The organism is Roseobacter sp. HKCCA0882, from assembly GCF_037805225.1.
GTDB lineage: Bacteria > Pseudomonadota > Alphaproteobacteria > Rhodobacterales > Rhodobacteraceae > M30B80.
The window spans coordinates 215,056-241,263 of the sequence record NZ_JBBLYI010000001.1 but is presented as its reverse complement, the minus strand read 5'-3'; the positions used below and the strand labels follow the sequence as shown (position 1 = coordinate 241,263).

The 26,208-nt window shown below is 56.4% G+C and carries 26 protein-coding genes; 16 read left to right on the top strand and 10 right to left on the bottom strand.

Features of this window, described 5'->3' with window-relative positions:
- Nucleotides 1–64: 64 nt before the first annotated feature.
- From AAC622_RS01275 to AAC622_RS01235, 9 genes are all read left to right on the top strand, one after another.
- On the top strand, nt 65–1,708 hold the full coding sequence (locus AAC622_RS01275) for a CTP synthase (RefSeq protein ID WP_317655514.1): 1,644 nt from the start codon (nt 65–67) through the stop codon (nt 1,706–1,708).
- Nucleotides 1,709–1,728: 20 nt separating this feature from the next.
- Nucleotides 1,729–2,517: a 23S rRNA (adenine(2030)-N(6))-methyltransferase RlmJ gene (gene rlmJ / locus AAC622_RS01270; RefSeq protein WP_340259940.1), complete on the top strand. Its 789-nt coding sequence runs from the start codon at nt 1,729–1,731 to the stop codon at nt 2,515–2,517.
- A gap of 40 nt (nt 2,518–2,557) precedes the next feature.
- The gene (locus tag AAC622_RS01265) at nt 2,558–2,995 is read left to right on the top strand and encodes a tellurite resistance TerB family protein (RefSeq protein ID WP_340259939.1); all 438 of its coding nucleotides are present in this window, start codon (nt 2,558–2,560) and stop codon (nt 2,993–2,995) included.
- 74 nt (nt 2,996–3,069) lie between these two features.
- Complete coding sequence (locus AAC622_RS01260) at nt 3,070–4,404, top strand: glutamine synthetase family protein (RefSeq protein ID WP_340259938.1); 1,335 nt, start codon at nt 3,070–3,072, stop codon at nt 4,402–4,404.
- A gap of 66 nt (nt 4,405–4,470) precedes the next feature.
- Entirely contained in the window at nt 4,471–5,160 is a 690-nt protein-coding gene (locus AAC622_RS01255; RefSeq protein ID WP_340259937.1) for a type 1 glutamine amidotransferase, read from the top strand.
- A complete protein-coding gene (locus tag AAC622_RS01250; RefSeq protein ID WP_340259936.1) occupies nt 5,157–6,524 on the top strand; it encodes a glutamine synthetase family protein in 1,368 nt (455 codons plus the stop codon). Before AAC622_RS01255 ends, AAC622_RS01250 begins: the two co-directional genes overlap by 4 nt.
- Complete coding sequence (locus AAC622_RS01245) at nt 6,521–7,822, top strand: NAD(P)/FAD-dependent oxidoreductase (RefSeq protein WP_340259935.1); 1,302 nt, start codon at nt 6,521–6,523, stop codon at nt 7,820–7,822. Before AAC622_RS01250 ends, AAC622_RS01245 begins: the two co-directional genes overlap by 4 nt.
- Nucleotides 7,823–7,954: 132 nt before the next feature.
- A complete protein-coding gene (locus AAC622_RS01240) occupies nt 7,955–9,181 on the top strand; it encodes a DegT/DnrJ/EryC1/StrS family aminotransferase (RefSeq protein WP_340259934.1) in 1,227 nt (408 codons plus the stop codon).
- Nucleotides 9,182–9,325: 144 nt separating this feature from the next.
- Entirely contained in the window at nt 9,326–10,702 is a 1,377-nt protein-coding gene (locus tag AAC622_RS01235) for an aminotransferase (RefSeq protein ID WP_340259933.1), read from the top strand.
- Here the strand turns inward: AAC622_RS01235 and AAC622_RS01230 are convergent.
- From AAC622_RS01230 to yajC, 4 genes are read right to left on the bottom strand one after another with little or no spacing between them, the layout of a single operon-like run.
- The gene (locus AAC622_RS01230) at nt 10,699–11,052 is read right to left on the bottom strand and encodes an Mth938-like domain-containing protein (RefSeq protein WP_340259932.1); all 354 of its coding nucleotides are present in this window, start codon (nt 11,050–11,052) and stop codon (nt 10,699–10,701) included. The genes AAC622_RS01235 and AAC622_RS01230 overlap by 4 nt on opposite strands.
- 22 nt (nt 11,053–11,074) lie before the next feature.
- Complete coding sequence (gene secF, locus AAC622_RS01225; protein ID WP_340259931.1) at nt 11,075–12,043, bottom strand: protein translocase subunit SecF; 969 nt, start codon at nt 12,041–12,043, stop codon at nt 11,075–11,077.
- Nucleotide 12,044: 1 nt separating this feature from the next.
- Nucleotides 12,045–13,712 (bottom strand): protein translocase subunit SecD, encoded by a 1,668-nt coding sequence (secD, locus tag AAC622_RS01220; RefSeq protein WP_340259930.1) that lies wholly within the window; start codon nt 13,710–13,712, stop codon nt 12,045–12,047.
- Nucleotides 13,713–13,770: 58 nt separating this feature from the next.
- On the bottom strand, nt 13,771–14,052 hold the full coding sequence (gene yajC / locus AAC622_RS01215) for a preprotein translocase subunit YajC (protein WP_340254518.1): 282 nt from the start codon (nt 14,050–14,052) through the stop codon (nt 13,771–13,773).
- Nucleotides 14,053–14,387: 335 nt separating this feature from the next.
- Here yajC and serS point away from each other — a divergent pair, with 335 nt between their 5' ends.
- The 4 genes from serS to AAC622_RS01195 all read left to right on the top strand — a co-directional run bounded on the left by serS (nt 14,388) and on the right by AAC622_RS01195 (nt 18,393).
- Nucleotides 14,388–15,680 carry a serine--tRNA ligase gene (serS, locus tag AAC622_RS01210; protein WP_340259929.1) on the top strand — a complete coding sequence of 431 codons (1,293 nt, stop codon included), beginning with the start codon at nt 14,388–14,390 and terminating at the stop codon, nt 15,678–15,680.
- Nucleotides 15,664–16,389, top strand: coding sequence for a hypothetical protein (locus AAC622_RS01205; protein WP_340259928.1), 726 nt, complete (start codon nt 15,664–15,666; stop codon nt 16,387–16,389). The genes serS and AAC622_RS01205 overlap by 17 nt, the downstream gene beginning before the upstream one ends.
- 64 nt (nt 16,390–16,453) lie before the next feature.
- On the top strand, nt 16,454–17,866 hold the full coding sequence (locus AAC622_RS01200; protein WP_340259927.1) for a helix-turn-helix domain-containing protein: 1,413 nt from the start codon (nt 16,454–16,456) through the stop codon (nt 17,864–17,866).
- Between the two features lie 71 nt (nt 17,867–17,937).
- A complete protein-coding gene (locus AAC622_RS01195; RefSeq protein WP_340259926.1) occupies nt 17,938–18,393 on the top strand; it encodes a CoxG family protein in 456 nt (151 codons plus the stop codon).
- Nucleotides 18,394–18,437: 44 nt separating this feature from the next.
- On the opposite strand, the gene AAC622_RS01190 is transcribed toward AAC622_RS01195, so the two are convergent.
- Nucleotides 18,438–18,677 carry a YdcH family protein gene (locus AAC622_RS01190; protein ID WP_340259925.1) on the bottom strand — a complete coding sequence of 80 codons (240 nt, stop codon included), beginning with the start codon at nt 18,675–18,677 and terminating at the stop codon, nt 18,438–18,440.
- Nucleotides 18,678–18,818: 141 nt separating this feature from the next.
- Here AAC622_RS01190 and AAC622_RS01185 point away from each other — a divergent pair, with 141 nt between their 5' ends.
- Nucleotides 18,819–19,787, top strand: coding sequence for a Gfo/Idh/MocA family protein (locus AAC622_RS01185; protein ID WP_340259924.1), 969 nt, complete (start codon nt 18,819–18,821; stop codon nt 19,785–19,787).
- Between the two features lie 58 nt (nt 19,788–19,845).
- Here AAC622_RS01185 and AAC622_RS01180 read toward each other — a convergent pair whose 3' ends face one another.
- The 5 genes from AAC622_RS01180 to AAC622_RS01160 all read right to left on the bottom strand — a co-directional run bounded on the left by AAC622_RS01180 (nt 19,846) and on the right by AAC622_RS01160 (nt 24,663).
- The gene (locus AAC622_RS01180; RefSeq protein WP_340259923.1) at nt 19,846–21,669 is read right to left on the bottom strand and encodes a M3 family oligoendopeptidase; all 1,824 of its coding nucleotides are present in this window, start codon (nt 21,667–21,669) and stop codon (nt 19,846–19,848) included.
- 102 nt (nt 21,670–21,771) lie between these two features.
- Complete coding sequence (locus tag AAC622_RS01175; RefSeq protein WP_340259922.1) at nt 21,772–22,779, bottom strand: endonuclease/exonuclease/phosphatase family protein; 1,008 nt, start codon at nt 22,777–22,779, stop codon at nt 21,772–21,774.
- Nucleotides 22,780–23,472: a molecular chaperone DjiA gene (locus AAC622_RS01170; RefSeq protein ID WP_340259921.1), complete on the bottom strand. Its 693-nt coding sequence runs from the start codon at nt 23,470–23,472 to the stop codon at nt 22,780–22,782.
- A gap of 60 nt (nt 23,473–23,532) precedes the next feature.
- Nucleotides 23,533–24,012, bottom strand: coding sequence for a GNAT family N-acetyltransferase (locus AAC622_RS01165; RefSeq protein WP_340259920.1), 480 nt, complete (start codon nt 24,010–24,012; stop codon nt 23,533–23,535).
- 33 nt (nt 24,013–24,045) lie between these two features.
- Nucleotides 24,046–24,663, bottom strand: a complete 618-nt coding sequence (locus AAC622_RS01160) for a VOC family protein (protein WP_340259919.1) — start codon at nt 24,661–24,663, stop codon at nt 24,046–24,048.
- A gap of 111 nt (nt 24,664–24,774) precedes the next feature.
- Between AAC622_RS01160 and AAC622_RS01155 the strand changes: the two genes are divergently transcribed.
- Together AAC622_RS01155 and AAC622_RS01150 are read left to right on the top strand one after the other, a co-directional pair.
- Nucleotides 24,775–25,368, top strand: coding sequence for a 5-formyltetrahydrofolate cyclo-ligase (locus tag AAC622_RS01155; RefSeq protein WP_340259918.1), 594 nt, complete (start codon nt 24,775–24,777; stop codon nt 25,366–25,368).
- A gap of 10 nt (nt 25,369–25,378) precedes the next feature.
- Complete coding sequence (locus tag AAC622_RS01150) at nt 25,379–26,191, top strand: TIGR00282 family metallophosphoesterase (protein WP_340259917.1); 813 nt, start codon at nt 25,379–25,381, stop codon at nt 26,189–26,191.
- Nucleotides 26,192–26,208 lie beyond the last annotated feature (17 nt).

The following is a 26,208-nucleotide window of genomic DNA, read 5'->3' as shown; positions in this document are numbered from 1 at the left end:
TACAGGTGGCAAACGCGGTCTGTTTCCAACAGACAAAATAGCCCGCGCGGGAGAATACAGGTATATGGCACGATACATTTTTATCACGGGTGGTGTGGTCTCTTCGCTTGGCAAGGGCCTCGCGTCAGCCGCGCTTGGTGCATTGCTACAGGCACGTGGCTACACCGTGCGTTTGCGCAAGCTTGACCCCTATCTCAACGTTGATCCTGGGACGATGTCGCCCTTTGAACATGGCGAAGTTTTCGTGACCGATGATGGTGCGGAAACCGATCTGGATTTGGGCCATTACGAGCGCTTCACAGGCGTCTCTGCCCGCGCGACAGACAGCGTCTCATCAGGCCGTATCTATTCCAACGTTTTGGAGAAAGAGCGCCGTGGTGATTACCTAGGCAAAACCATCCAAGTGATTCCCCACGTCACCAATGAGATCAAAGATTTCATCGCCATCGGCGAGGATGAAGTGGATTTCATGCTGTGCGAAATCGGCGGCACGGTCGGCGATATCGAGGGCCTGCCGTTTTTTGAGGCAATCCGTCAATTCGGCCAAGAGCGCCCGCGTGGCCAGTGTATCTTTATGCACCTGACCCTGCTGCCCTATATCAAAGCATCGGGTGAGTTGAAAACGAAGCCCACCCAACACAGCGTAAAGGAGCTGCGCTCTATCGGGCTTGCCCCCGATATTTTGGTATGCCGTTCTGAGGGGCCGATCCCGCGCAAAGAGCGCGAGAAGCTTGCGCTATTTTGCAATGTGCGCCCCGATAGCGTGATTGCCGCACAAGACCTCAGCACGATTTATGATGCACCTTTGGCCTATCACCGCGAAGGGTTGGATCAGGCGGTGTTGGATGCTTTCCAAATCGCCCCCGCCCCGAAACCAGATCTCAGCCGTTGGGAAGATGTATCAGATCGTATCCACAATCCCGAAGGCGAAGTGCGCGTGGCGATTGTTGGCAAATACACGCAGTTGGAAGATGCCTATAAATCTATCGCCGAGGCGCTGACCCATGGCGGCATGGCCAATCGCGTCAAAGTGCGCGCCGAATGGATTGATGCCGAGATTTTCGACCGCGAAGATCCTGCGCCACATCTTGAGGGCTTCCATGCGATCCTTGTCCCTGGTGGGTTTGGCGAGCGCGGAACAGAGGGCAAGATCAAGGCTGCAGAATTCGCCCGAACCCGCAAGATCCCCTATTTGGGCATCTGCTTGGGTATGCAAATGGCGGTGATCGAGGCTGCGCGCAATCTAGCGGGCATGGCCAAAGCAGGGTCGGAGGAATTTGATCACGAAGCGGGTCAAAAGCGGTTCGAGCCGATTGTGTATCACCTCAAAGAATGGGTGCAGGGCAATTATAAAGTCACCCGCAAATCAGATGATGACAAAGGCGGCACGATGCGTTTGGGCGCCTATGATGCGGTTCTCGCAGAAGGTAGCCGCGTAGCCGAGGCCTATGGCACAACCGCCATCGAGGAACGTCATCGCCACCGCTATGAAGTCGATATCAAATATCGTGATAAACTTGAAAAATGCGGTCTGCTTTTCTCGGGCCTTTCGCCCGATGGGAAACTGCCCGAGATTGTCGAGATCAAAGACCACCCGTGGTATATCGGGGTTCAGTTCCATCCAGAATTGAAATCGAAACCCTTCGCACCGCACCCGCTGTTCCGTGACTTTGTGCGGGCGGCCAAGGATGTCAGCAGGCTTGTCTAAGCCTGCCTGACAGGCCCGCGATGCTGTCTTATCAACATATCTATCATGCGGGCAATTTGGCCGATGTGCATAAGCACGCGGCCCTCGCATGGGTATTGGATTACCTGACGCGCAAAGACAAACCGCTGAGTTATCTTGAAACCCATGCGGGGCGGGGGCTTTATGATCTTGCCGCCCCCGAAGCCGTAAAAACGGGCGAGGCAGAGGCAGGCATCGCCCGCTTGCGCGCAGGTTTTGCAGCAGATCATCCTTATGCGACCCTACAGAAAAAAATTGCCGCAAAATACGGCCCACAGGCCTATGCGGGTTCCCCCCTTTTGGCGGCTGAATTATTGCGGCCTATGGATAATTTACATCTCGCGGAATTGCATCCTCAGGAACATGAGGCCCTGCAGGCGGCAATGATCCAAGCGGGCGGGGCGCAGCTCTATCGCCAAGACGGGTTCGAGATGGCGCAATCCATTTGCCCACCTGATCCACGGCGTGGCCTGATGTTGATTGATCCCTCTTATGAGGTGAAGACCGACTATGCCCGCATCCCAAAAATCATGGGGCAGTTAGCGCGCAAATGGAATGTTGGGATTATAATCTTGTGGTATCCGATCCTCGCAAACAAAGCCCATCAGCCGATGGAAACAGAGTTACGCCAAACCTTTGCTGATGCGATGCTTCACCGCCAGACCTTCCCCCCCGCCCGCGAAGGGCATGGGATGATTGGCTCGGGCCTGTTTGTCCTCAACCCGCCTTTCGGCATGGAGGCCGCATTGGCCGAGATTGCAGCGGTATTTGCAAAAGCCAAGGCGCATTAGGCGGGTTCTCTTATCGCAAAAACAGCTTATATTGGGGCCTATGTTTGCAGATCTCCTTCGCCGCCTTGGCGCGCCTAAACCAGAACCCATCACTTACAGCGATGCGCGGCTGGCGCTTTGCGCATTACTCGTACGTCTTGCGCGCAGTGACGGCGATTATGCCCAAGCAGAACGCGCGAAAATCGCGGAAACCTTAGCGGCGCGCTACGGGCTTGACCCGTCAGGCGTTGATGCCCTGATCCATGAGGCCGAGGCGGTTGAAGCAGAAGCCCCAGACACGGTGCGCTTTTCACGCGCCATCAAGGAGTCGGTCGCCTATGAAGATCGGATCGTGGTGATTGAGGCCCTTTGGGCGATTGCCTTAGCCGATGGGCACCGCAGCGCGGATGAGGACGCGCTATTGCGTATGGTGGCGCCCATGTTGGGGATCAACGACCGCGACAGCGCCCTTGCGCGCCAACGTGTGGCCAAACTTTAGGCAGGCGCGTAAATTACGCGCAAGCCTGCGCGAATTTCGCTGCCATTTCAAAAATGCCGCGCTAGACTGGCCGCATGAGCAGCTATCTCAACGATAATCCAGAGATCAAAACGATCCGCGTTGCGGCCTCTGATCTCAATGGTCAGCCGCGCGGAAAACGCATTGCGCGGCGCTATGCGCAAAAAGCATGGGAAGACGGAACACGCTTTCCCTTCTCCGTCATGAATCTTGATATTTGGGGCGAAGATATCGATGACAGCCCGCTCGTCTTTGAAAGCGGTGATCCCGATGGTCTGCTTCTGCCGACCGAGCGGGGCTTTGTGCCAATGCCGTGGCTGAGCAATCCAACCGCGCTGCTGCCGCTTTGGATGTTCCACGAAGATGGCCGCCCGTTTGCCGGTGATCCGCGCCACGCGCTGGCGCGGGTTCTAGATCGGTATAAGGCGCTTGGCCTGACCCCTGTTGTGGCCACTGAGTTGGAATTCTACATCATCGATGATCGCGGCCCCGACTTGCGCGTGCCGCCATCGCCCCGCTCAGGCAAAAGACGTAATCAAGCCGAAATTCTGGCCCTCAGGCAGCTTGATGCCTTTGATCAGTTCTTTACCGAAATTTATGATGCCTGCGAGGCGATGGATATACCCGCCGACACATTGATTTCCGAGGCAGGCCCCGGACAGTTCGAAATCAATATGATGCACCAATCCGATGCTTTGAAGGCGGCGGATGACGCGTGGCTGTTCAAGCTTTTGGTCAAAGGCGTTGCGCGCAAATATGGCTTTGCCGCCTCGTTTATGGCCAAACCCTACGAGGATTACGCGGGCAACGGAATGCATATGCATTTCTCGGTTCTTAATCAGCAGGGGCGCAATATTTTCGACAATGGCAGCACTGAAGGGTCAGAGGCGCTGCACCATGCCATTGCGGGGTGCTTGGCAGGGATGGCAGGGTCTATGCTGATCTTCGCTCCCCATGCCAGCAGCTATGATCGATTTGTGCCAGGCGCCCACGCCCCGACTGCTTTGGCGTGGGGTTATGAAAACCGCACAACCGCGCTGCGGGTTCCCTCTGGCACGCCTGCGGCGCGGCGGATCGAACATCGGGTCGCTGGGGGCGATGTGAACCCCTATCTCTTGGTGGCCAGTATCCTTGGTGCGGCACTCACAGGGATGGAGGGCAAACTCACACCACCCACGCCCACTCATGGCAACGCCTATGATGCGGCAAGCCCGCATTTGCCCACCACATGGGGTGAGGCTATCGCGGCCTTTGAAGACTGCCAGATGACCGCGCAAATCTTTCCGTGGGAGTTGGTCGCAAACTACCTCGCCACCAAGCGTCAAGAGATGCATTACATGGCCGAACTTTCACCCGAAGAGCAGATGCAACTCTACCTCGACACTGTCTAAACTGCCCCCTTGCCGAACGATGCGCGGCGGCGTAGCCTTTGGATATCCTTTTTTTACAGGCCACCCATGATCATTGGCATTTTACAAACAGGCCATATGCCTGATGAATTAAAACCTGATTTCACCGATTACGCGCGGCTTTTTGCACAGCTTTTAGACGGGCAAGATTTCGAATTCCGCGTCTATAACGTGGTCGATATGGAGTTTCCCACAGGCCTATTTGATGCCGATGGGTGGCTCATTACCGGCTCACGCCATGGGGTCTATGAGGATCATCCGTTTATCCCGCCGCTCGAGGCATTGATCCGCGACATCCACGCCGCGCGCATTCCGTTGATTGGGGTATGTTTCGGGCACCAAATCATCGCGCAGGCCCTTGGCGGGCGGGTTGAAAAATTTTCAGGCGGCTGGTGTGTCGGACGGCAAGAATACCACCTCAAAGATGGCCGCAAATTGCATTTGAACGCATGGCATCAGGATCAGGTCATTACCCCCTGTGAGGGGGCGGAAACCCTTGCCTGGAATGAATTTTGCGCCCATGCGATGCTGTCTTACGGGGGGCATACCTTTACTGTGCAGGCCCATCCAGAATTCGGGGCTGATGTGATTGCGGGGTTGATTGCGCATCGGGGTCAAGGGATTGTGCCCGACCCCCTCTTGCAGCGCGCCAAGGCCGAACTGTCAGCCCCCACCGATAATGGGATTTTGGCTGAACAGATGGCAAGCCTATTCAAAAGCGCCAAGGTGCCTGCATGAGCAGCGTTTATGACAGTTTTCTCGACAAGCTTCCTGAGGTTGCGCGCAGTTTTCTAGAAAATCGCCGCTTGGACGAGGTGGAATGTATCGTCTCCGACCTTGCAGGTGTTGCGCGTGGCAAGGCCATGCCCGGCCAGAAATTTGCAGGCCAAACTCAGTTTTACCTACCCAATTCTATCTTCTTCCAAACGATCACGGGGGATTGGGCGGATGCTTCGCCTGATGGGTTGACTGAACCTGATATGGTGTTGACCCCTGATTGGGATACTGCCCTGCCTGCACCATGGACAGCCGATTGGACGCTACAGGTGATCCATAACATTCATGACCAACAGGGTCAGATGGTGCCCTTTGCCCCGCGCAATGTGCTGCGCCGCGTGGTCGAAATGTATAACTCCAAAGGGCTCGCGCCGATTGTGGCGCCTGAGATGGAATTCTACCTCGTGGCCCCGAACACCGACCCCGCCCGCGAGATCGAGCCACCTATGGGCCGCTCAGGGCGGCGGGCTGCCGCCCGACAGGCCTATTCCATGTCTGCGGTCGATGAATATGGTCCCGTGATTGACGATATCTACGACTTTGCCGAAGCCATGGGCCTTGAGATTGATGGTATTTTGCAAGAGGGCGGCGCAGGCCAAATTGAGTTGAACCTCCGCCATGGTGACCCTGTGCGATTGGCAGATGAGATTTTCTATTTCAAGCGCATGATCCGCGAGGCCGCGTTGCGCCACAACTGCTATGCCACCTTTATGGCGAAACCGATCGAGGGCGAGCCCGGTTCAGCGATGCATATCCATCATTCAGTGGTGAATATGGCCACAGGGCAAAATATCTTCTCGACCCTGTCAGGTGATGAAACGCCTGAATTTCTACATTTCATCGCAGGGCTACAGAACAACCTGCCTGCTGCGATTGCCCTACTAGCCCCATATGTAAACAGCTATCGCCGCTATGTCCCTGATTTCGCAGCCCCCATTAACCTTGAATGGGGCCGCGATAATCGCACGACAGGCCTGCGCGTGCCCGTGTCTGACCCTGCAAGCCGCCGTGTCGAAAACCGCCTGCCAGGCATGGATTGCAACCCCTATCTTGGGATTGCCGCCTCTCTGGCCTGCGGTTTGATCGGGCTGCAAGAGGGCAAAATGCCAAGCGCAGAATTCAAGGGCGATGCCTATCAAGGCGATGACAATATTCCCCGCGGTCTTGGCGATGCTTTGGATTTATTCGTGGAAAACGCGGCAATGACAAAAATCCTAGGGCCTGAATTTTGTAGCGTCTACAAGACGGTCAAAGACCTCGAATATAAAGAATTCCTGCAAGTTATCAGCCCTTGGGAACGCGAGCATCTTTTGTTGAACGTATGAACCCGCTTTATCGCAACGACATTTCGGGACATCATGCCCCCTCTTGGTATGCGGCCTCAGTACCCCCCGCGCCTGATCGGCCCGCATTGGCCGACACGATCCGCGCTGATGTGGCCATCTTGGGCGCAGGGTTCACAGGTCTTTGGGCGGCCCTAACCCTTGCCCGCCGTGGCGTGCGGGTTGTGGTTCTAGACGCGCATCGCGTGGGGTTTGGGGCATCGGGGCGCAATGGCGGGCAGGTGCATTCTGGCTTTAATAAAGGGCAAGATTGGCTTGAGGCGCGACTTGGGGCCGATGCGGCCCGTGCCTTATGGGCCCTTAGCGAAGCGGCAAAGAAAAACCTGCGCGATTTTTGCGAGACCCACGCGCCTGAAGCAGAATATCGCTCAGGGATCGCGCATGGCGCTTATAGCATGGCCGAGCGGGATGAATTGGCCCGCGAGGCTGATTATATGGCCCGCACCTATGACCATGAGATCCATGTGATGGATCGTTCCCAATTTTTGGAATTGGTCAAATCCCCGCTTTATCGCGGCGGCACGCTTGACCCAAGTGGCGGACATCTACACCCCTTGGCCTATGCCCAAGCCCTTGCCCGCGCGGCCGAGGCCGAAGGGGCGGTCATCCACGAATGCAGCGAGGTGACAGAAATTGTCCGCGGGGCAAAGGCAACCCTGAAAACCGCCAAGGGCAGCGTCACAGCAGATCAGGTGATTGTCGCAGGAAATGGGTATCTGCCCAATATTCTGCCGCAAGTGAATGCGGCCGTGATGCCCATTAACAGTTTCATTGCTGCGACCGAACCCCTGCCCCAAAAATGGCAAGAGGTGCTGAGCCAAGATATTGCCGTGGCGGATAGCAAATTCGTTGTGAATTACTATCGCTTCAGCGCAGATCGGCGGTTTTTATTCGGCGGGCGGGAAAGCTATTCGATTGGCTTTCCCGATGACATCGCCACCGCGCTTGTCGCACGGATGCATCGCCTATTCCCTCAGCTTGAGGGGGTGAAGATCGACTATGTTTGGGGTGGCGCGCTTGGCATCACCCCCACCCGTTTGCCGATGGTCAAGCGCATCGCGCCCAATATCATCGCTGCTGGCGGGTTTTCGGGACAGGGGGTTGCGCTGTCAGGCATGGCGGGGCGCATCATGGCCGAGGCTATTTTGGGGGATGGGCGCGGGCTTGAGACATTCGCAACCCTTCCCACGCCCCGCTTTCCAGGTGGCAGCGCATTGCGCGCGCCAATCCTTGCCCTTGCAATGACATGGTTCGCTTTGCGCGACCGATTGGGAATTTAGCGCTGCGGCAATGATGCCACAGACGCATGGCGAATGGCCCTGACCGCCCCAGTGTCACAAAAGCTTCGCTAGATTTTGAACCGCGTTTTATGTAAAGATTTTTGAAAGGGACTTTTTCAAAAAGGTGAAATCATGACCGTTGCGCCAAATGTTTATGACGCAGAACCGATCCCCGAAGCCGCGCGTGCCGAGATCGACCGCCTTCTGAACTCTGGCGATCTGTTCCGCTACACCGCCCCCGCCGATGCGCCTGTTGCGCTGCTTGAGCGCGAATTTGCAGATTTGATGGGCGTGAAATACGCGCTTGCGGTGTCTTCTTGTTCCGCCGCGCTGTTTTTATCGCTCGAGGCGCTTGGCCTGAAACAGGGCGCGCGGGTGATTATTCCTGCCTTCACCTTTGCCGCTGTTCCCTCGTCCATCGTGCATGCACGGATGCAGCCTGTATTGGTCGAAGTGGGTGAAAACTACCGCATTGATTTGGACGATTTCACAGCCAAGATCGACCAAGACATTGATGCGGTTTTGATCAGCCATATGCGCGGCCATACATCCGATATGGATGCCATCAAGGCGCTGTGTGACGCGCGCAATATCCCCGTGATTGAGGACGCGGCCCATTCGCTTGGCACGCTTTGGCATGGCGAAAAAATTGGCACCATTGGCAAAGTTGGGTGTTTCTCTTTCCAGTCTTATAAAATGATCAACGCGGGCGAAGGCGGGATTTTAATCTCGAATGATCCCGACCTGATTGCCCGCGCTGTGATCATGTCAGGGGCCTATGAACATAATTGGAAAAAGCACAAAGGCCCGAATGGTCAAAATGACCCAGAATTGGCTGAGGCCTTTGCGCGTTGGCAAAACCAATTGCCGCTTTACAACATGCGCCTGCAAAACCTGTCTGCCGCAGTGATCCGTCCGCAATTGCCTGAATTGGCGCGCCGTGTGCGCGATGGCCTTGCCAATCACGACTATGTCGCGGGTGAGTTGAACAAATCACCTTGGCTGAATGTTCCCCCTGCCTTGGCGCCCGAAACCCGCGCACCAGATTCTATCCAGTTTAATCTGGTGGATTTTGCGCATGATGAGGATGCGGTCGCCTTTCAAGATGCAGCAGCAGCACGCGGCGTGAAGGTGCAGGTCTTTGGCCTATCGACCGACAATGCCCGTGCGTTTTGGAACTGGCAATTCATTCCCGGTGAGAAGCCTGATCTGCCAAAGACCCGCGCGATGTTGATGCGCGCCTGCGATGTGCGCCTGCCTGCCCGCCTGACACGCAGCGAGCTTGACTTTATCATTAACGCGCTGGTGATGGCGGCTGAAGATGTGATGGGGTCAGAGGAGGCCGCCTACGGCACGTAACACAGCACCCTTGATCCAATAGCAAGACAGGCCCGCGCACAATTTTGCGCGGGCTTTTTATTATGGCTTTGGCGCATTTGCCCAATTGCAGCAGCGCAGATGCGGCGCTAGCCTCTGCACAGACACGCTTGAAGGAGTGACCAGATGCCCGCGCATGATCATAGCCCGCTCAATTCATGGGAAGCCCGCGCTGAAGAATATAGTCTTTATGGCTTTACCGATCTGCCATCCGTTCGGGATCGTGGCACTGTCGTTTTAACCCATGGCGAGGGGCCTTATGTGTTCGACACAAACGGCAAACGCTATTTGGACGCGAACTCTGGCCTTTGGAATATGGTGGCGGGGTTTGATCACAAAGGTTTGGCCGAGGCCGCCAAGGCGCAATATGACCGCTTTCCTGGCTATCACGCCTTTTTCGGGCGGATGTCAGATCAGACTGTTGCTCTCTCTGAACGTCTGATTGAGGTATCCCCCTTTGACAGCGGCAAGGTGTTTTACACCAATTCTGGGTCTGAGGCGAATGACACCATGGTCAAGATGCTATGGTTCATGACACAGGCCGAGGGGCGGCCACAGAGGCGCAAGATTCTGACCCGCAAAAATGCCTATCATGGCGTTACCGCGGTTTCAGCCTCGATGACAGGCAAACCTTACAACAGCCTCTTTGGTCTTCCGATGGAGGGGTTCATCCACCTGACTTGTCCGCATTACTGGCGTGAAGGGTGCGCAGATGAAACCGAGGCAGAATTCAGCGCCCGCCTTGGCGCAGAATTGGAGGAGGTCATCACGCGGGAAGGTGCCGACACAATCGCAGGGTTTGTCGCAGAACCCGTCATGGGTGCAGGCGGCGTGATACCCCCCTCAGCAGGCTATTTCCAGATCGTGCAACAGATCTTGCGCAAGCACAACATCCCTCTCATCGCAGATGAGGTGATCTGCGGCTTTGGTCGCACGGGCAACATATGGGGATGCGACACTTATCAGTTTGTGCCTGATGCGATTATCTCCTCCAAGGTGCTGACCGCAGGCTATTTCCCGATGGGCGCCGTGATTTTAGGGCCAGAATTATCCGCGCGACTGCAATCCACCATCGACCCGGTCGAGGAATTTCCGCACGGCTTCACCGCCTCAGGCCATCCTGTGGGCTGCGCCGTTGCGCTTAAGGCAATCGATGTGGTTCTGAACGAGGGATTGGCCGATATGGTAAAGATCGGCGCACCCCGCATGGAGGCAGGTCTTCGCGAGATCGCGAAGCACCCAAATATCGGCGAGTTGCGCGGGATCGGCTATATGTGGGCGCTTGAGGCGGTGCAGGATCGCGCCACAAAAACCCCCTTTGCCTCTGATTTATCGGTCAGTGAGCGCATCGCCAACACCTGCACGGATCACGGCCTAATTTGCCGCCCCTTGGGACAGTCCGTGGTTCTGTGTCCGCCGTTCAATCTGACCAATATGCAAATGGACGAAATGTGCGACAAGCTGAACAGCGCATTGAACGCCGTGTTTCGGGAGGTTGCCTAAACAGGGAGTAGGGCCGCACCGATGCGCCGCCCTTCGCCAAGGAGCACATTATAGCTGCGCGCGGCTGAGGGGCTGCCCATCACCTCCACACCCAATCCCGCGCCTTCAAGTGCCGCGCGTAGTTTGGCGGGGATATGCGCAATTTCCGCTCCTGTGCCAATCAGAAAAACATCAATTAAACCCGCCGCTGCAAGCAGGGGCGCGGGATCATCATAGCCGCCCCAATCCTGCCGCCCATTGGGCAAGATCAGCTGAGCGCCGTGATAGACCGCCCCGTCAATGCGGAAAAAGCCTGCACCATATCCATCAATCGGCATGCCGCCATTATAGCGCACCTCGTTAAGTTCCATCGGACATACGCCCCCCTTCGGATTAGGTTTTTTCCGCGAAGGTCGTGCCTGCCTTCTGGTCTGGTTTTGACCAATCGCGCTTTACGCCAATCATCAACACCACGTTCTTTGCAACATAGATCGAGGAATAGGTGCCAACGATGACACCCCAGAAAATCGCAAAGACGAAGCTGCGGATCACATCCCCCCCCCAAACAAGCAGCGCCAAAAGCGCCAAAAGGGTGGTGCCAGATGTCATCAAGGTGCGGCTGAGTGTTTCATTGGCCGATAGGTTCATCACCTCCTGCAAATCGCGTTTTTTGTATTTGATCAAATTCTCGCGCAGGCGGTCAAAAATCACCACAGTATCGTTGATCGAATAACCGATTATCGTCAGAATCGCGGCAATGGTCGCCAGATCGAAACGGATTTGGAGAAGGGAAAAGAGGCCAATGGTCAGCAGAACGTCATGCACCAGCGCCGCAATTGCACCCACCGAAAATTGCCACTCAAATCGCAGCCAAATATAAATCAAAATCGCCGCAAGGGACGCGCCCACCGCAATGAGGGCTGTGGTGATCAATTCACCCGAGACTTTGGGGCCAACGGATTCCACCGATGGGAATGTCATATCAGCGGCGATGGTTTGCAACGCGGCTTCAACCGCCGCGATCATCTCGGGCGTAACAGACTCTTCACCCGCCTGTGCCTGAATTCGGATCATGGCCACATGTCGGTTTTCGCCAAAGCTTGGATCGAACACTTCGGAAATCGCGATATCGCCAAGGCCCAGCGGGCTGAGGGCTTCACGATAGGCCCCAACATCGACAGGGGTCGAGCTTTCGGCGCGGATGGTCGTGCCACCCAAAAAATCAATCCCAAAATTCAGACCAAGCGCGAACCAAATCCCAATGGACAGAAACACCGCCACCACAGAGGCCCCAAAGGTGATACGGGCATGACGGAAGAAGTCGATATTGGTGACTTCTGGAACCAGTCTCAGACGTTTCATATCAGACCTCGATCTTTTTGGGGCGGGCGCGTTCGAACCATGTCACGACCATGACCCGCGTCACATAAAGCGCAGCGAAAACAGATGTGATGATCCCAATGGCCAAAGTGACGGCAAAGCCTTTGACAGGGCCAGAGCCAAGGGTGAACAGGATCACCGCGATTAGGAAGGTTGTGATATTGGCATCCACAATCGCCGACATCGCACGATCATAGCCTAGTTCAATCGCGCGGGCGGGGCCGCGTGCAGTTTTCAATTCTTCACGGATCCGTTCAAAGACCAACACATTGGCATCAACCGCCATACCAATCGTCAGGACGATCCCCGCAATCCCCGGCAATGTCAGGGTAGCACCCACAAGGCTTAGGATACCAAAGATCATCGCCACGTTCATCAGCAGCGCGATATTGGCGAAAAGGCCGAAAAGGCCGTAGCTCGCCTGCATGAACAGCAGCACCGCCACAAAGGCCACAATCGCGGCAATCCGACCCGCTGCGATACTATCAGCCCCCAATTCAGGGCCAATGGTGCGTTCCTCAAGGAAGGTCATCTCAGCAGGCAAGGCCCCTGCGCGCAGAAGAACCGCCAATTGGGTCGAACTTTCGACCGTAAAACTTCCTGTAATCTGACCAGAGCCGCCCGTGATCGCCTGACGGATTGTGGGCGCTGAAATAACCTCATTGTCCAGAACAATGGCAAAAGGCGCACCGACATTAGCGGATGTATATTCCCCAAAGAGGCGCGCGCCATGCGGGTTAAAGCGGAAGCTGACATTGGGTTGGCCATTTTGCGCATCAAAACCGGGTTGGCTGTCAACAAGATCATCGCCCGTCACCACAGGGGTTTCTTCTAGAATATAATACGCGCCCTGTTCATCCATGGAGCGCAGCAGCAGTTGCCGCGCGTCCACACGGGCCTCAGGGTCGCTGGTGCGGGTGATGACAGGGTGAAAGGTCAGGCGTGCCGTGGTGCCAATCAGGTCTTTCAACTCTTGTGCAGAGCCGACACCAGGGACTTGGATCAAAATCCGATTTTCGCCTTGGCGTTGGATTGTCGGCTCGCGGGTGCCTGCCTCATCCACACGGCGGCGCACAATTTCCACAGATTGCTGCATAGTGCGATCATCGGTTGCGATCTTCTCCGCCTCAGAGAGCGAGACGATCAGCACATCGCCCTCGCCGCGCGCCTCAAGGCTGGCTGATCCTACACCTGTTAGGCTGACAACAGGGCCGCCCAAACCGCGGGCCAATTCCACCGCGCGGGCCATGCCCGAAGCCTCACCCAATTGCACCCGCAATTCGCCTGCGGGGGCATCGGTGCGGCGAATGGGGCCGACCTCATCGCGGGCATCGCGCAAGGCATCGCGCAACTCGGGCCACAGCGCGTCCATGCGTGCGGTATAGACATCCTCAACCCGCACCTCAGCCAAAAGATGCGCGCCACCGCGCAAATCAAGCCCAAGATTAACAAGGCTTGAGGGCAGAACAGACGGCCAAAGCGCCAAATCCGCTTCGAGTTCAGGCGTAGAGGGCGCGCCACCTTCGAGGGCAGCAAGGGCATCATTGTGACGCTCGACCCGATCATAGGCCAAATTTGGAACGGCCAAAGCCAGTGCAACCAGAACCACCCCCCAAATCAGGATGCGTTTCCATAGCGGGATATCGAGCATATCTTAGCCTTTTCTCACACAAAGCCCCGCCAAATGGCAGGGCTTGGTCAGTCGAAAATTATTCTTTGGCGGGTTCTGTTTTTGAAACAACCTGCGTGATGGTGTTGCGCACAACGCGGACATTTACACCCGCTGCAATCTCAAGCTCGACCTCGCGCTCATCCTTCACTTTGCTTACCTTGCCCATGATACCGCCTGCGGTCACAACCTGATCGCCACGGCGCAGGGCGGCAACCATCGCCTGATGCTCTTTGGCTTTTTTCTGCTGGGGACGGATCAAAAGCAGATACATGATCGCGAAGATCAAAATCAGCGGCACGAATTGTGCAAATGCTTCCATGGTCGGTCTTTCCTTATATTCGCGCCCGCAGCGGCGGAGGCTTGATCAAATTCACCCAAGATCGGGCAGATGGTTGGCGGCCTTGGGTGTATAATGATCCAAGGCCCCTCAATTTGGCGGCACGTTACTTTCCCCCCGCCCGAAGCGCAAGGCAGGCCAATACTGCAACCGCGCCCTGCGGCAATCCTGCCATCGCGCCCTATATGGGTATAAGATGCAGTGCTGTCAGCCCCTGGGGCGCCAAGAATTGTAACACCCCCTTTCCCCGCGCCGCGCAATATTGCATACCGCCCAAAAGGGAACCTGCGCCCCGTTCTGAGATAAAGGCAAATCCAATGCATGACATCCGCGCCATTCGTGAAAACCCTGCACAATTTGACGCAAACCTTGCGCGCCGCAGTCTCGCCCCACTATCTGCGGAAATTCTGGCGTTGGACGAGGCACGGCGCGCCTGCATCACGGCATCCGAGGCGGCGCAGGCCGAACGCAATGCCGCATCAAAAGATGTGGGGGCGGCCAAAGCCCGCGGTGATGAGGCTGAATTCGAGCGCCTGCGCGCCCTTGTTGCAGAAAAGAAAGACGAGATTGCCCGCCTTGAGGACGAGGCCAAGACCCGTGATGCGGCTTTGCGCGATATGCTGGCCACGATCCCTAACGCGCCCGCCGCTGATGTGCCCGATGGGGCGGATGAGAATGACAATGTGGAATTGCACAAATGGGGCACCCCGCGCAGCTTTGATTTCAAACCTGTGGAGCATTTTGAATTGGCCTCTGTTGCGCCAAGCATGGATTTTGAGACAGCCGCAAAACTGTCAGGCTCGCGCTTTGTGATGCTTGGGGGTGCTGTGGCGCGGATCCACCGCGCCTTGGCGCAATTCATGCTCGACACCCATGTCGATCAAAACGGCCTGACTGAAATGAACGGCCCTGTCCTTGTGCGCCCTGAAACAATGTTCGGCACGGGCCAATTGCCGAAATTCGGCGAAGACAGTTATGAAACCACCAATGGTTGGTGGATGATCCCAACCTCCGAAGTGACGCTGACCAATATCGTCTCGGGCGAAATTGTGGAGGAGGCCGCATTGCCAATGCGCTATACCGCGCATTCTCTCTGCTTTCGATCTGAGGCAGGCAGCGCAGGGCGCGATACGGCGGGGATGCTGCGTCAGCACCAGTTCGAAAAAGTTGAAATGGTTTCGATCACGCATCCCGATCAGTCGGATGATGAACAAAAGCGGATGTTGCGCTGTGCTGAGGGCATTTTAGAGGCGCTCAATATTCCCTATCGCACCGTCACGCTCTGCACGGGCGATATGGGCTTTGGTGCGGTGCGCACCTTTGACATTGAAGCATGGCTTCCGGGTCAGGATTGCTATCGCGAGATTTCCTCAGTCTCAAGCTGCGGAGATTTCCAAGCACGCCGCATGAATGCGCGCTTCCGCCCATCAGGCGGCGGCAAGCCTGAATTTGTGCATACCCTCAACGGCTCTGGCCTTGCGGTCGGGCGCTGTTTGATCGCAGTGCTTGAAAATGGGCAAGAGGCAGATGGCTCCGTCACCCTGCCCGCGGCGCTGCACCCCTATTTGGGCAGCAAAACACGGCTTTTGGTGGATGGCACGCTTGGCTAACTTAGGCCTAAACCCCACAACATTGCGCGCCGCGGTCACGCTGGTCTTGGTTTTGGCCTTTGCAGGCGCGCCGCTTTTAACCGCGCCTTTCACAGGATTTGACCCCGCAACCCTGCCCTATGATGTCAGCACGCCCCCTGTGCAACCTGCGGGCTATGCTTTCGCGATTTGGGGGGTCATTTACCTATGGCTGATTGCAAGCGCGGGCTATGGGTTGTGGCACCATGCCAACACTCCAAACTGGGATGCCATGCGCTGGCCCCTAATCGTCAGCGCAGGCATTGGCGCAATCTGGATTGAGGTGGCGCTGCGCAGTCCGATTTGGGCCACGATCCTTATTTTCGTCATGCTGATCACCGCCGTTCTGGCCTGTTTGCGTGCACCAATAAGCCCAACCGCATGGGCGCGGGCGCCTTTGGGCCTATACGCGGGGTGGCTCTCGGCTGCGGGGTTTGTGGCGCTTGCAACAACCTTGACGGGTTTTGGCATAGTGCCCCGCGAGATCGCAGGTTGGGCAGGTCTTTTGGGGGCGCTTGCCACCGCCTCCGCCTTGACCACGCGGCTCAGGGTCATCACCTATCCGATTGCCGTGACCTGGGCCTTGGTTGGCGTGATTGTGTCGCAATGGCAAAGTGATCCATCGCTAAGCCTTGCCGCCGTTGGCGGGATCGCCGCCCTCGCCTATCAAGGGATCCGTGCCCGCGCGTGAGGCTTGCGCGCAATCTTGCAAATTGGCAAAATAGGGTTTGCAAAGCCAACCAAGGGGTGGATCCATGCGCGCGAATGGCCAAGATAAACGCAAGCTCTATGTTGGCGCGAAATTGCGCGAATTGCGTCAAAGGCTTGAGCTGACGCAGAAGGACTTCGCGGCCAAGCTTGGCATTTCCTTGCCCTATCTGAACCAAATGGAGAACAACAACCGCCCGCTTTCGACTGTGGTTGTTTTGGCCTTGGCGCAAGAATTTGGTTTTGATGTGACTGAACTGACCGCGGGCGATGCGGAACGCCTGATCTCTGACATGCGCGAGGCCTTGGCAGACCCCGTTTTCACGGATGGCCATCCCACGCTGACCGATCTGAGGCTGGCCGCCTCGAACGCGCCCGCGCTTGCCCGCAGTTTCCTGTCCCTGCATCGCGCCTATCGTCAGGCGCAAGAGCGCCTCGCCTCCTTGGATGAGGCATTGGGCCGCGATGGCAGCGGCGCTGCCCCCTCACCTTGGGAGGAGGTGCGGGATTTCTTCCATTATTGCGACAATTACATTGATGCCGTGGATCATGCCGCCGAACGTTTTGCCGCGAAAGCGCAAGGGGACTTGGCCGCGCATACCGAGGCCATGTTGGCCGCGCAAGGCGTCACAATTCGGCGCGCGACAGATCAGGGATTGCGCCGTTATGACACCGAAACGCGCGTTTTGACGCTGTCGCCACGCGCCGCGCCCGAAACACAGCGCTTTCAATTGCTGCATCAATACGCGCTTTTGGGGCAGGCGCAGTTGTTGGACGCAACGCTTGATTTCGCGCGGTTCCAATCGGAGACAGCGCGCGCCATTGCCCAAGTCGGCATGGCCAATTACTTCGCGGGTGCTGTGTTAATGCCCTATACCCGTTTTGCCGAGGCCGCGCGCACCACACGCCATGATCTAGAACGCCTGTCGATCCAGTTTGGCGCTTCAATTGAACAAGTTGCCCATCGTCTGGCCACCCTACAAAGACCAGGGGCCAAAGGGGTGCCGTTTTTCTTTACCCGTGTCGATCAAGCAGGCACGATCACCAAGCGCCATTCTGCGACACGCTTTCAATTCGCGCGCTTTGGCGGGGCTTGCCCTTTGTGGAATGTCCATCAGGCTTTTGAAACACCGACCCAATTCTTGCGTCAATTGGCCGAAACGCCTGACGGGGTGCGCTATTTCATTTTGGCGCGGGATGTTTCGAAATCAGGCGGGGCATGGGGCGCACCGCTGCGCCGCTTTGCGATCTCTTTGGGCTGCGAGGTTAAACATGCCAAGGAATTGATCTATGCCGATGGCATGCCCTTGGATGATGATGGGGCCTATCAGCCCATCGGGATTTCTTGCCGCATTTGCGAACGGCAAAATTGTCACCAACGCTCTGTGCCGCCTCTCGAAGGAAAACTGCGCGTTGATCCGCATGAACGCGGCACACTGCCCTATCGCCTCGAAACTTAGACCATGCTGAATTGACGGCTGACTACCCTAGGATATAGGGTTTTCGCAACATAGTGACGGAGATGACATCCATGGAATTAGCAGCCTCTCGTATTTTAAACGCAGACCGCGCAACCGTTTGGGCGGCGCTGAATTCCGCCGAGGTGCTCAAGGCGTGCATCCCGGGATGCGAGGAATTGACAGGCAGCCCTGAGGAAGGCTTCGCCGCTACAGTCAAACAGAAGGTTGGACCTGTTTCAGCAACCTTTAAGGGCGAGGTCACGCTTTCCGATATCGTTCCGCTTGGAAGCTACACGATCACAGGCGAAGGCAAAGGCGGTGTTGCGGGCTTTGCCAAAGGGGGCGCGAAAGTGGCCTTATCCGATGCCGAGGGCGGTGGCACCGAACTGACCTATGAGGTTGAGGCCAAAGTTGGCGGTAAAATCGCACAACTTGGCTCGCGCTTGATCGATAGCTTTGCCACTAAAATGGCTGATCAATTCTTTGAACGCTTTCAGGCGCAGGTCGAAGGCACTGCTGAGGGCTAAGGCGGGGGGCCAATTAGGCCCGCCCCCAAATTTTTAATCTGCGATTACGCCGCCGCCAACATGGCGGCGATTTCGTCTTTGAGACGCATCCGCTCCTTGTGTAGCGCCATTTCAGCCAATTCTTCCAACGGCTCAACACCTGTCTCGGCACGATGCACGGCGCGGTTCACCTCGTGATAGTCAGCCGCCAGTTTTGCAAAATGCGCGTTTTGGGTTTTCAGCTCATGGATTTTCTCAGCATCCTGCGGAAAATCTTCGGCCAGTTCATGCGGGGTGTTCGACATCGGTTCGCGTCCTTTTACCATTACAGTCACGCCCCATCTAAATCCCCAGACAGGCAGCGGTCTTTGCGCTAAATCAAATGATTGCACTTTGCATGCGCCACAGCTTGGCGCTAGGGTTTCGGCATATAAGGGAGGGACAGAATGGAACATTACGTCAATTGGGGCATTTTGGGCGCATCCAATTTTGCACTAAACGAGATGGCACCTGCGCTGCATCTGGCGGGGCGTGGGCGTTTGGCGGGAATTGCCACGCGCGATGTCGACAAGGCCGCGCCCTTTACTCAGATCGCCCCTGACCTGAACGTGCATGACAGCTATGACGCGCTCTTGGCGGATCCGATGATTGATGCGGTCTATATTCCGCTGCCCCATACGATGCATGTTGAATGGGGGATCAAAGCCCTCCAAGCGGGCAAGCATGTTTTGGTTGAAAAACCAACCGCAATGACCGCGCCCGAAATCCAACCTTTGATCGAAGCCCGAGATAAATCAGGTCTGGTTGCAAGCGAGGCCTTTATGATCGTGCATCACCCGCAATGGCAAATGGCCCGAGAGATTATTGCATCGGGCCAATTGGGGCAGCTGCAGCGCGCGCGTGCAGCCTTTACCTATAACAATGCGGCCGATACCCAGAACATCCGCAATAAGGCGGCCATGGGTGGGGGATCATTGCCCGATATCGGGGTTTACACCATCGGCTCGACCCGTTTTGCAACAGGTGGAACCTTACGCGAGATTTATGACGCGAAAATCGAATATGAGGGCGATTGTGAAGTTACCGCAGAGGCGCGTGCAGGCTTTGATGGGTTTGATGCGCAATGGCTCACCTCAATGCGGATGCACCCGTTCCAAGAGGTCACCTTCCACGGCAGCGATGGGGTTTTGCGCGTCCCAACCCCTTATAATGCGGGCGTGTTCGACCAGGCCCGCCTCGTGATTGAAACAGGGATGGAGCGCCGCGAAATCCGCTTCCCCAAGGTCAATCAATATGTGTTGCAGGTGGAAAATCTGAATGCGGCCATTTTGGATGGTGCCGCGCTCAAATGGCGACTTGAGGATGCGGTAGAAACCCAAGCAACGATTGACGCAATCCGCGTCAAGTCGGGGTAAGAAAAAAGGGGCCACGCATCCGCGCGGCCCCTTTTTCTTTGGCTGTGGTGGCGCGGGGTTATTCCATCGCCTCTAGCTCATCAATCATGCTTTCAATCATCGACAGGCCCTTATCCCAAAACGCAGGGTCAGAGGCGTCAAGCCCAAAGGGCGCAAGCAGTTCTTTGTGATGCTTTGATCCGCCTGCCTTTAGCATATCAAAATACTTCTCCTCGAACCCGTCTTGGCCCTCTTCAAAGGCCGCATAAAGTGCGTTCACCAGCCCATCGCCAAAGGCATAGGCATATACGTAGAAGGGCGAATGCACGAAATGCGGGATATAGGCCCAGAAGGTTTCATAGCCTTCCATGAAGTTAAACACAGGCCCAAGGCTTTCGGCCTGGACGCTCATCCAAAGCGCGTTGATATCGTCAGGGGTCAACTCCCCCTCGCGCCGCGCCGCATGGAGTTTGCATTCAAAATCATAAAACGCAATTTGCCGCACGACTGTGTTGATCATATCCTCAACCTTGCCCGCCAACATAACCTTGCGCGCAGCTTGATTTTTGGCCTCAGACAACATTCTGCGGAAGGTCAGCATCTCGCCAAAAACGCTTGCCGTCTCCGCCAAAGTCAAAGGCGTGGAGGACAACAATTCGCCCTGCCCTGCCGCCAGACGCTGATGCACCCCGTGGCCCAATTCATGCGCCAAGGTCATCACATCGCGCGGTTTCCCCAGATAGTTGAGCATCACATAAGGATGGGCATCGGCCACAGTGGGATGCGCAAAGGCACCGGGCGCTTTGCCCTCTTTCACCGCCGCGTCAATCCAACCATCGGTGAAAAACGGCTCGGCCAATTCGGCCATGCGCGGATCAAAGGCTGAATAAGCCTCGGTCACAATACGGCGCGCCTCGATCCATGGCACGATGCGCTCATCCTCCATCGGCAGCGGCGCGTTGCGATCCCAGACCTCCAAGGTTTCAAGGCCCAGCCACTTGGCCTTAAGCGCGTAATAGCGGTGCGAAAGGCGCGGATAGGCCGCCACGACCGCGTTGCGCAGCGCCTCGACCACCTCGGGCTCGACATGGTTGGCCAAATGCCGTGCCGCCTGCGCGGAGGGCAATTTGCGCCACCGATCCTCGATCTCTTTTTCTTTGGCCAAAGTGTTATGCACCCGCGCAAAGAGGGGCAATTGCGCAGCGAACCCCTTTACCAATGCGCGCGCACCCGCCTCGCGCTTGGCGCGGTTCTGCTCAGATAGGCAATTGAGCGTGGCCTCAATCCCCATCACTTCGCCATCCACCTCAAAGCTCATGCCTGCGATCGTTTCGTCAAAAAGACGGTTCCATGCAGCCGCCCCCACGACCGATTGGTCATGCAGAAATTTCTCCATCTCGTCAGATAGCTGATAGGGCTTCATCGCGCGCATCCGATCAAAGACGGGGCGATACCGCGCCAGTTCGGCATTCGCAGCCAACAACGCCTCAAGATGGGCTTCGTCTAAACGGTTAAATTCAAGGCTAAAGAATACCAGCGCAGTGGTCGCGTTGGTGATCTTGTCCTGACAATCGGACATGAATTTCGCGCGGCCTGCATCGGTGGTTTTTTGGTAATAGCGCAAACCTGCAAAGGACATGATCCGCCCTGCCACCATGTCGATCTTTTCATAGCGCAGCACGCAATCCAGCATGGCCTTGGCATCGAGATTGGCCAATTTGCCCTCGTAATCCGTGGCAAATGCCGCGCATTCTTTGGTCAAAAATTCCATGTCGCGTTTGAGTTCGGGCGCATCAACCGATGGGTAAAGGTCGCTCAAATCCCATTCGGGCAAATCCGCCCATGCCCCGCCACCTGTCTCGGACTGGGCATCGAATTGGCGGGGATCGGTATGATGGGTCATGTAACTGCCTTTGATAAACTGCGAAATATCTTTCCCAAGATATGCGGTGCAAACCCCGCGCCCTCAACCCCTAAGGCGCAGATTTCCTCTCAGGGCGCCAAGTTAAAGGTCAAGATCGACCACAACAGGGAAGTGATCGGATGCCACCAACAGCGCCGTGCGCAGATCAATACCCGCATAGCAGGCGGCATCCTCGAACGGATGCCAGATGCGCCACTGCCCCCGTTTTGCGCGCAAATCGGGGCTAACCATGATGTAATCTAGCAGCGCTGACAGATAGCGCTTTTCCTCTGGGATATAAAACCGCGCGCTGGTTTGTGTTGCCGCAGTCAGGCTTTGCAACGCGCGCGCGGCATGCGGATCAAACAATTGTTGCGCCCGCGGCAGATCGCAGCCCAAAACAATCTCAAGCGAGGAGCGCCCAAACAGTTTTTCATATTCATCCAAACCTGGCCCGTCATTGAAATCGCCCATCACAATCAAGGGATCACCTGCGGCCAAATGGTCATCAACACGGGCACGCAACCAGATCGCTTGGGCCAGTTGTTTGCGCCGATTGGCGATGGCGAGGCGCATCACCTCCTCGGGGCTACGGGCCCCATGCGGGGCTTTGGATTTCACATGAACACCGATCATGCGCATTGCGCCTTTGGCGGTTGTTACTGCGACCTCAAGCGGCGGCTTGGAAAAGCCAATCACATCGGCGCGCACATCAATATCGAGATCAATTCGGAATTTTCCGTCAAACCGCGGCGCGGCCTCGCTTGCCACGGGATCATGGTGCACATCCATCTGATCAGGATCATACAAAAGCGCAATTTGCTGTTGTGTGTCGTTATCAAACCCTTTGATAGCCTTACGGCAGCGCAACTCAAATCGGGCCGCAAAATTTTCAAGGGCACGCACTGTGTCGCGGGATTTCTTGGTGTCTGGGGCTTCGATAATCATCACCGCATTGGCATCTAGCTCGATGAAAACCCGCCCCAAGGCCCGCACTTGATCCGCGCGGGTGATTTTATAGCGCGATGACCATGTGCCATCTTCAAGCAAGCTGCCATCATCCGAAAACAGCGCATCAAACCATTCGACATTGTAGCTGGCGAAGCGCATCTATCCCCCCTGTCGGGTCTGGGATTTTACAATCTCGTCATAGGCGCGGTTGATCGCCGCCATTTTATGAGCAGCAAGGTTAACCGCTTCGGGTGGCACGCCACGGGCCTGCATCTGGTCTGGGTGGTTTTCCCGCACAAGCGCGCGATAACGGCTGCGAATATCCTCTGCACTGGCCTCAGGGGATATGCCCAAAATGGCGAAAGGGTCTTGCGGCGCATCTGGGATAAATGTTGCGCGCAGGGCCGAAAACCGCGCAGGCGAAATTCCAAAAATCTCGGCCACTCGCGCCAAAAATTCATCTTCAGCGGGGTGATAGTGACCATCGGCTTGGGCGATATGAAACAGACCTGAAAGCAGATCCTCTAAAATTGGCGCGGCGGGCTCAAACATCCGTGCAATGCGGCGCGCGTAATCCTGAAATCCTGCTACATCCTCGCGCGCTAGGTTGAAAACACGCGCAGCGGCGGCAGTATCGGCCGCAGGAATATGGAACACTTGCCGAAAGGCTGCGACCTCATCACGGGTGACATGACCATCCGCCTTGGCCATTTTTGCCCCAAGCGCGATGACTGCGATGGTAAAGGCCACACTGCGCTCGGGCGGACGGCGCAGGCGCTCGAACAGAACCGAGAGGCTTTCACCACGGGCGAGGGCGGATATGGCATCCGTTATTTTGGCCCAGATCGACATGGGCCTAGCCATAGCTTGTTTGGCAGAGCTTGTCAGAGTTTTTTGGGCTTTTGCCGCCACTCAAAGATCTTTCTGCATCAAGACCAGATCGTGCCAGCGTTCAAATTTCCACCCCATGCGCGGCATCCGCCCCGTTTCGGTATATCCCATCGATTTATGGAATTTCTGCGCGATGTCATTTTCGCCACCAATACCCGCAACGAAACGCGCGATGCCTGCCTTTCGCCCTTCGTCCTCAAGCGCCGATAGGAGGCGGGGGCCAAGCCCGCGTGCGCGCGCCGATGGGGTCATTAAGATCGTATGTTCTGCGATAAACCTATAACCATCCCCCCCACGAAACGGGCCAAAGCGCGCGAACCCAATGACCCGCGCCCCTTCGACCATCACAAGCGCGCATTGATCGGTGAGAATATGTTCCACATCTTCAACCGTCTTGAGCGTGATTGTGAATGTATAGGCCGTGTCACGGATCACATGGTTCCAGATCTCAAGGATCGAAGGAATATGTGCGGCACGGGCGGGACAAATTTCTGGGGTCATTTTGAAGGTGTCGATTGTTGAGAGAACCACAATTTAAAGAACCACAGTGCCAGTTTCGGTCGCAAGCGTTACGGCAATCTTAGGCGCGTCCGCCTTGGCGATAGACAGGCGGGTATCCGCGAAAAGAGGCGCAAGCGCGGCCCGAAGCGCCTCTGCCTGTGGCGTTTCTAGCGCGAGCGCCTCAAGCCGCACCCCAACCTCATTCAGGCGCGTTGCAGGATGGCCGCCCGATTGCCATTCGATCAGCGCAGGGAACAGGCCATCAAACGGCAAAATCCCATCTTCAGGGATCGTCATGCGCCACCGCAGATCACCACGGCCCAAATTCCAGACCTTGCCCACAGGAAAGGGAATTTGCGCTAAAACAGCGTCCAAATCTGTCACTGCGCAGACCCAAGACCGCGCCCGCGGCGCGCCAGAGAACCGATCCAAATCAAACCAACGCGGTTGCGAAGGTGCGGGAATGTCTGGGCACGGGGTAATCAGTTCCAAATATTCCGAAGGCCCAAGCCCGATCAGGCGATTATGAGTGCCCATATCCATATGCTGACCGCCGCCTTGAAAGGTCAGGCCATGGGCCGCGGTCAATTCTGCCTCAGCGCTAGCCAAGTCTTCTGCGGCGATTGCCACGTGATCTAATACCATCATCATCTTCAAGTCGCCTTTATGCAGGGTTATGGTCGCGCGCAAACATCCTTGCGCTCTTGCACGACCTTATGATCGTGTTGAATGAAGATTTCGGCGCAAAGGCAAGAGGCAAAAATGACAACCCCGAATGACAAGGCGCTCTTGCGCAAATCTGCCTTCGCCGCGCGTAAATTGGCCCATACCGAATTAGGGCCTGCGCCTGAGGCCGCGACCGCGCGACTTTTGGCTGAAACCGGGCCAGTCGAGGGGGCAATCATCGCCGCCTACATGCCCATCCGCACGGAAATAGACCCCCGCCCTGCAATGGCACGTTTGGGGCAGAAAAATCGCCTCTGCCTTCCCGTAATCGTGGCCAAGGATGCGGCGCTGATGTTTCGAGAATGGGCTTATGATGGCCCGTTGATCACGGGGGAATTTGGCGCAGAAATCCCGCCAGAAGGGGCAAGCCTGATCCCTGATATCGTCATTGTTCCTTTGGTCGGTTTTGACGATCATGGCCAGCGCCTTGGGTATGGAGGCGGGTTTTACGACCGCAGCCTAAAAGGTCTGCGCGCAGCAAAGCCTAATTTGCGCGCGATTGGCTTTGCCTATAGTGCCCAACGATTTGGCGGCTTGCCCGTTGAGCCAACAGATCAACCCTTGGATGTGATCGTCACCGAAAGCGGCCTCCACCATGCTGCGCTTGCGCAAAACACCAAAGGGGACTAGGGGTTTCCCCATGAAATGCCTTTTCTTAGGAGATGTGATGGGCCGCGCGGGGCGCGCCGCCATCACCACCCATCTGCCGCGTCTGCGCGAAGACTGGAAACTTGATTTCGTTGTTGTGAATGGCGAGAACGCCACTTCGGGCATGGGACTGTCGGGTGGGCATGCGAAAGATATTCTGGCGGCTGGGGTTGATTGCATAACTTTGGGCGATCATGCGTTTGATCAAAAGGATATGTTTGGCTTTATCGAAAATGAGCCGCGCGTGATACGGCCCCTGAATATCTCGAAAGCGGCGCCTGGACAGGGCGCGCGTATTTTCACAGCACCGGGTGGGCGCAAAGTATTGGTTGCGCAGGCCTTGGGTCAGGTGTTCATGAAACACCCCTATGATGATCCATTCTCAGCCCTTGATCCGATCCTAAAGTCGCATCCTTTGGGCGGCATGGTGCAGGCGGTCATTGTGGATTTCCACGCTGAAGCGACATCCGAGAAGATGGCCATGGGCCATTACTGCAATGGCCGCGCGAGCCTTGTTGTAGGCACCCACACCCATGTGCCGACCGCAGACACGATGATCTTGTCAAATGGCACCGCCTATCAAACAGATGCGGGGATGTGCGGCGATTATGACAGCGTGATCGGGATGGATAAGGCCGAACCGCTGCGCCGTTTCTTGACCCATATCCCAAAAGAGCGTTTTAGCCCCGCCCTCGGTGAGGCGACCCTATCAGGGATATACATTGAAACCGATGACCGCACAGGCCGCGCCACTGTCGCGCGCGCGGTGCGGGTCGGCGGCAAGCTGTCTCAGGCAACTGCGTGAATAGGGTGCTTGCGCTC

Excerpts from the sequence above, each read along its gene's own strand:
- serS (WP_340259929.1), top strand. The coding sequence starts at position 14,388 with ATGCATGACATCCGCGCCATTCGTGAAAACCCTGCACAATTTGACGCA.
- yajC (WP_340254518.1), bottom strand. The coding sequence starts at position 14,052 with ATGGAAGCATTTGCACAATTCGTGCCGCTGATTTTGATCTTCGCGATC.
- AAC622_RS01255 (WP_340259937.1), top strand. The coding sequence starts at position 4,471 with ATGATCATTGGCATTTTACAAACAGGCCATATGCCTGATGAATTAAAA.
- AAC622_RS01150 (WP_340259917.1), top strand. The coding sequence starts at position 25,379 with ATGAAATGCCTTTTCTTAGGAGATGTGATGGGCCGCGCGGGGCGCGCC.
- AAC622_RS01245 (WP_340259935.1), top strand. The coding sequence starts at position 6,521 with ATGAACCCGCTTTATCGCAACGACATTTCGGGACATCATGCCCCCTCT.
- AAC622_RS01260 (WP_340259938.1), top strand. The coding sequence starts at position 3,070 with ATGAGCAGCTATCTCAACGATAATCCAGAGATCAAAACGATCCGCGTT.
- AAC622_RS01200 (WP_340259927.1), top strand. The coding sequence starts at position 16,454 with ATGCGCGCGAATGGCCAAGATAAACGCAAGCTCTATGTTGGCGCGAAA.
- secD (WP_340259930.1), bottom strand. The coding sequence starts at position 13,712 with ATGCTCGATATCCCGCTATGGAAACGCATCCTGATTTGGGGGGTGGTT.
- secF (WP_340259931.1), bottom strand. The coding sequence starts at position 12,043 with ATGAAACGTCTGAGACTGGTTCCAGAAGTCACCAATATCGACTTCTTC.
- AAC622_RS01180 (WP_340259923.1), bottom strand. The coding sequence starts at position 21,669 with ATGACCCATCATACCGATCCCCGCCAATTCGATGCCCAGTCCGAGACA.
- AAC622_RS01240 (WP_340259934.1), top strand. The coding sequence starts at position 7,955 with ATGACCGTTGCGCCAAATGTTTATGACGCAGAACCGATCCCCGAAGCC.
- AAC622_RS01175 (WP_340259922.1), bottom strand. The coding sequence starts at position 22,779 with ATGCGCTTCGCCAGCTACAATGTCGAATGGTTTGATGCGCTGTTTTCG.
- AAC622_RS01155 (WP_340259918.1), top strand. The coding sequence starts at position 24,775 with ATGACAACCCCGAATGACAAGGCGCTCTTGCGCAAATCTGCCTTCGCC.
- AAC622_RS01235 (WP_340259933.1), top strand. The coding sequence starts at position 9,326 with ATGCCCGCGCATGATCATAGCCCGCTCAATTCATGGGAAGCCCGCGCT.
- AAC622_RS01165 (WP_340259920.1), bottom strand. The coding sequence starts at position 24,012 with ATGACCCCAGAAATTTGTCCCGCCCGTGCCGCACATATTCCTTCGATC.
- AAC622_RS01230 (WP_340259932.1), bottom strand. The coding sequence starts at position 11,052 with ATGGAACTTAACGAGGTGCGCTATAATGGCGGCATGCCGATTGATGGA.
- AAC622_RS01250 (WP_340259936.1), top strand. The coding sequence starts at position 5,157 with ATGAGCAGCGTTTATGACAGTTTTCTCGACAAGCTTCCTGAGGTTGCG.
- rlmJ (WP_340259940.1), top strand. The coding sequence starts at position 1,729 with ATGCTGTCTTATCAACATATCTATCATGCGGGCAATTTGGCCGATGTG.
- AAC622_RS01190 (WP_340259925.1), bottom strand. The coding sequence starts at position 18,677 with ATGTCGAACACCCCGCATGAACTGGCCGAAGATTTTCCGCAGGATGCT.
- AAC622_RS01205 (WP_340259928.1), top strand. The coding sequence starts at position 15,664 with ATGGCACGCTTGGCTAACTTAGGCCTAAACCCCACAACATTGCGCGCC.
- AAC622_RS01160 (WP_340259919.1), bottom strand. The coding sequence starts at position 24,663 with ATGATGATGGTATTAGATCACGTGGCAATCGCCGCAGAAGACTTGGCT.
- AAC622_RS01195 (WP_340259926.1), top strand. The coding sequence starts at position 17,938 with ATGGAATTAGCAGCCTCTCGTATTTTAAACGCAGACCGCGCAACCGTT.
- AAC622_RS01170 (WP_340259921.1), bottom strand. The coding sequence starts at position 23,472 with ATGTCGATCTGGGCCAAAATAACGGATGCCATATCCGCCCTCGCCCGT.
- AAC622_RS01185 (WP_340259924.1), top strand. The coding sequence starts at position 18,819 with ATGGAACATTACGTCAATTGGGGCATTTTGGGCGCATCCAATTTTGCA.
- AAC622_RS01265 (WP_340259939.1), top strand. The coding sequence starts at position 2,558 with ATGTTTGCAGATCTCCTTCGCCGCCTTGGCGCGCCTAAACCAGAACCC.
- AAC622_RS01275 (WP_317655514.1), top strand. The coding sequence starts at position 65 with ATGGCACGATACATTTTTATCACGGGTGGTGTGGTCTCTTCGCTTGGC.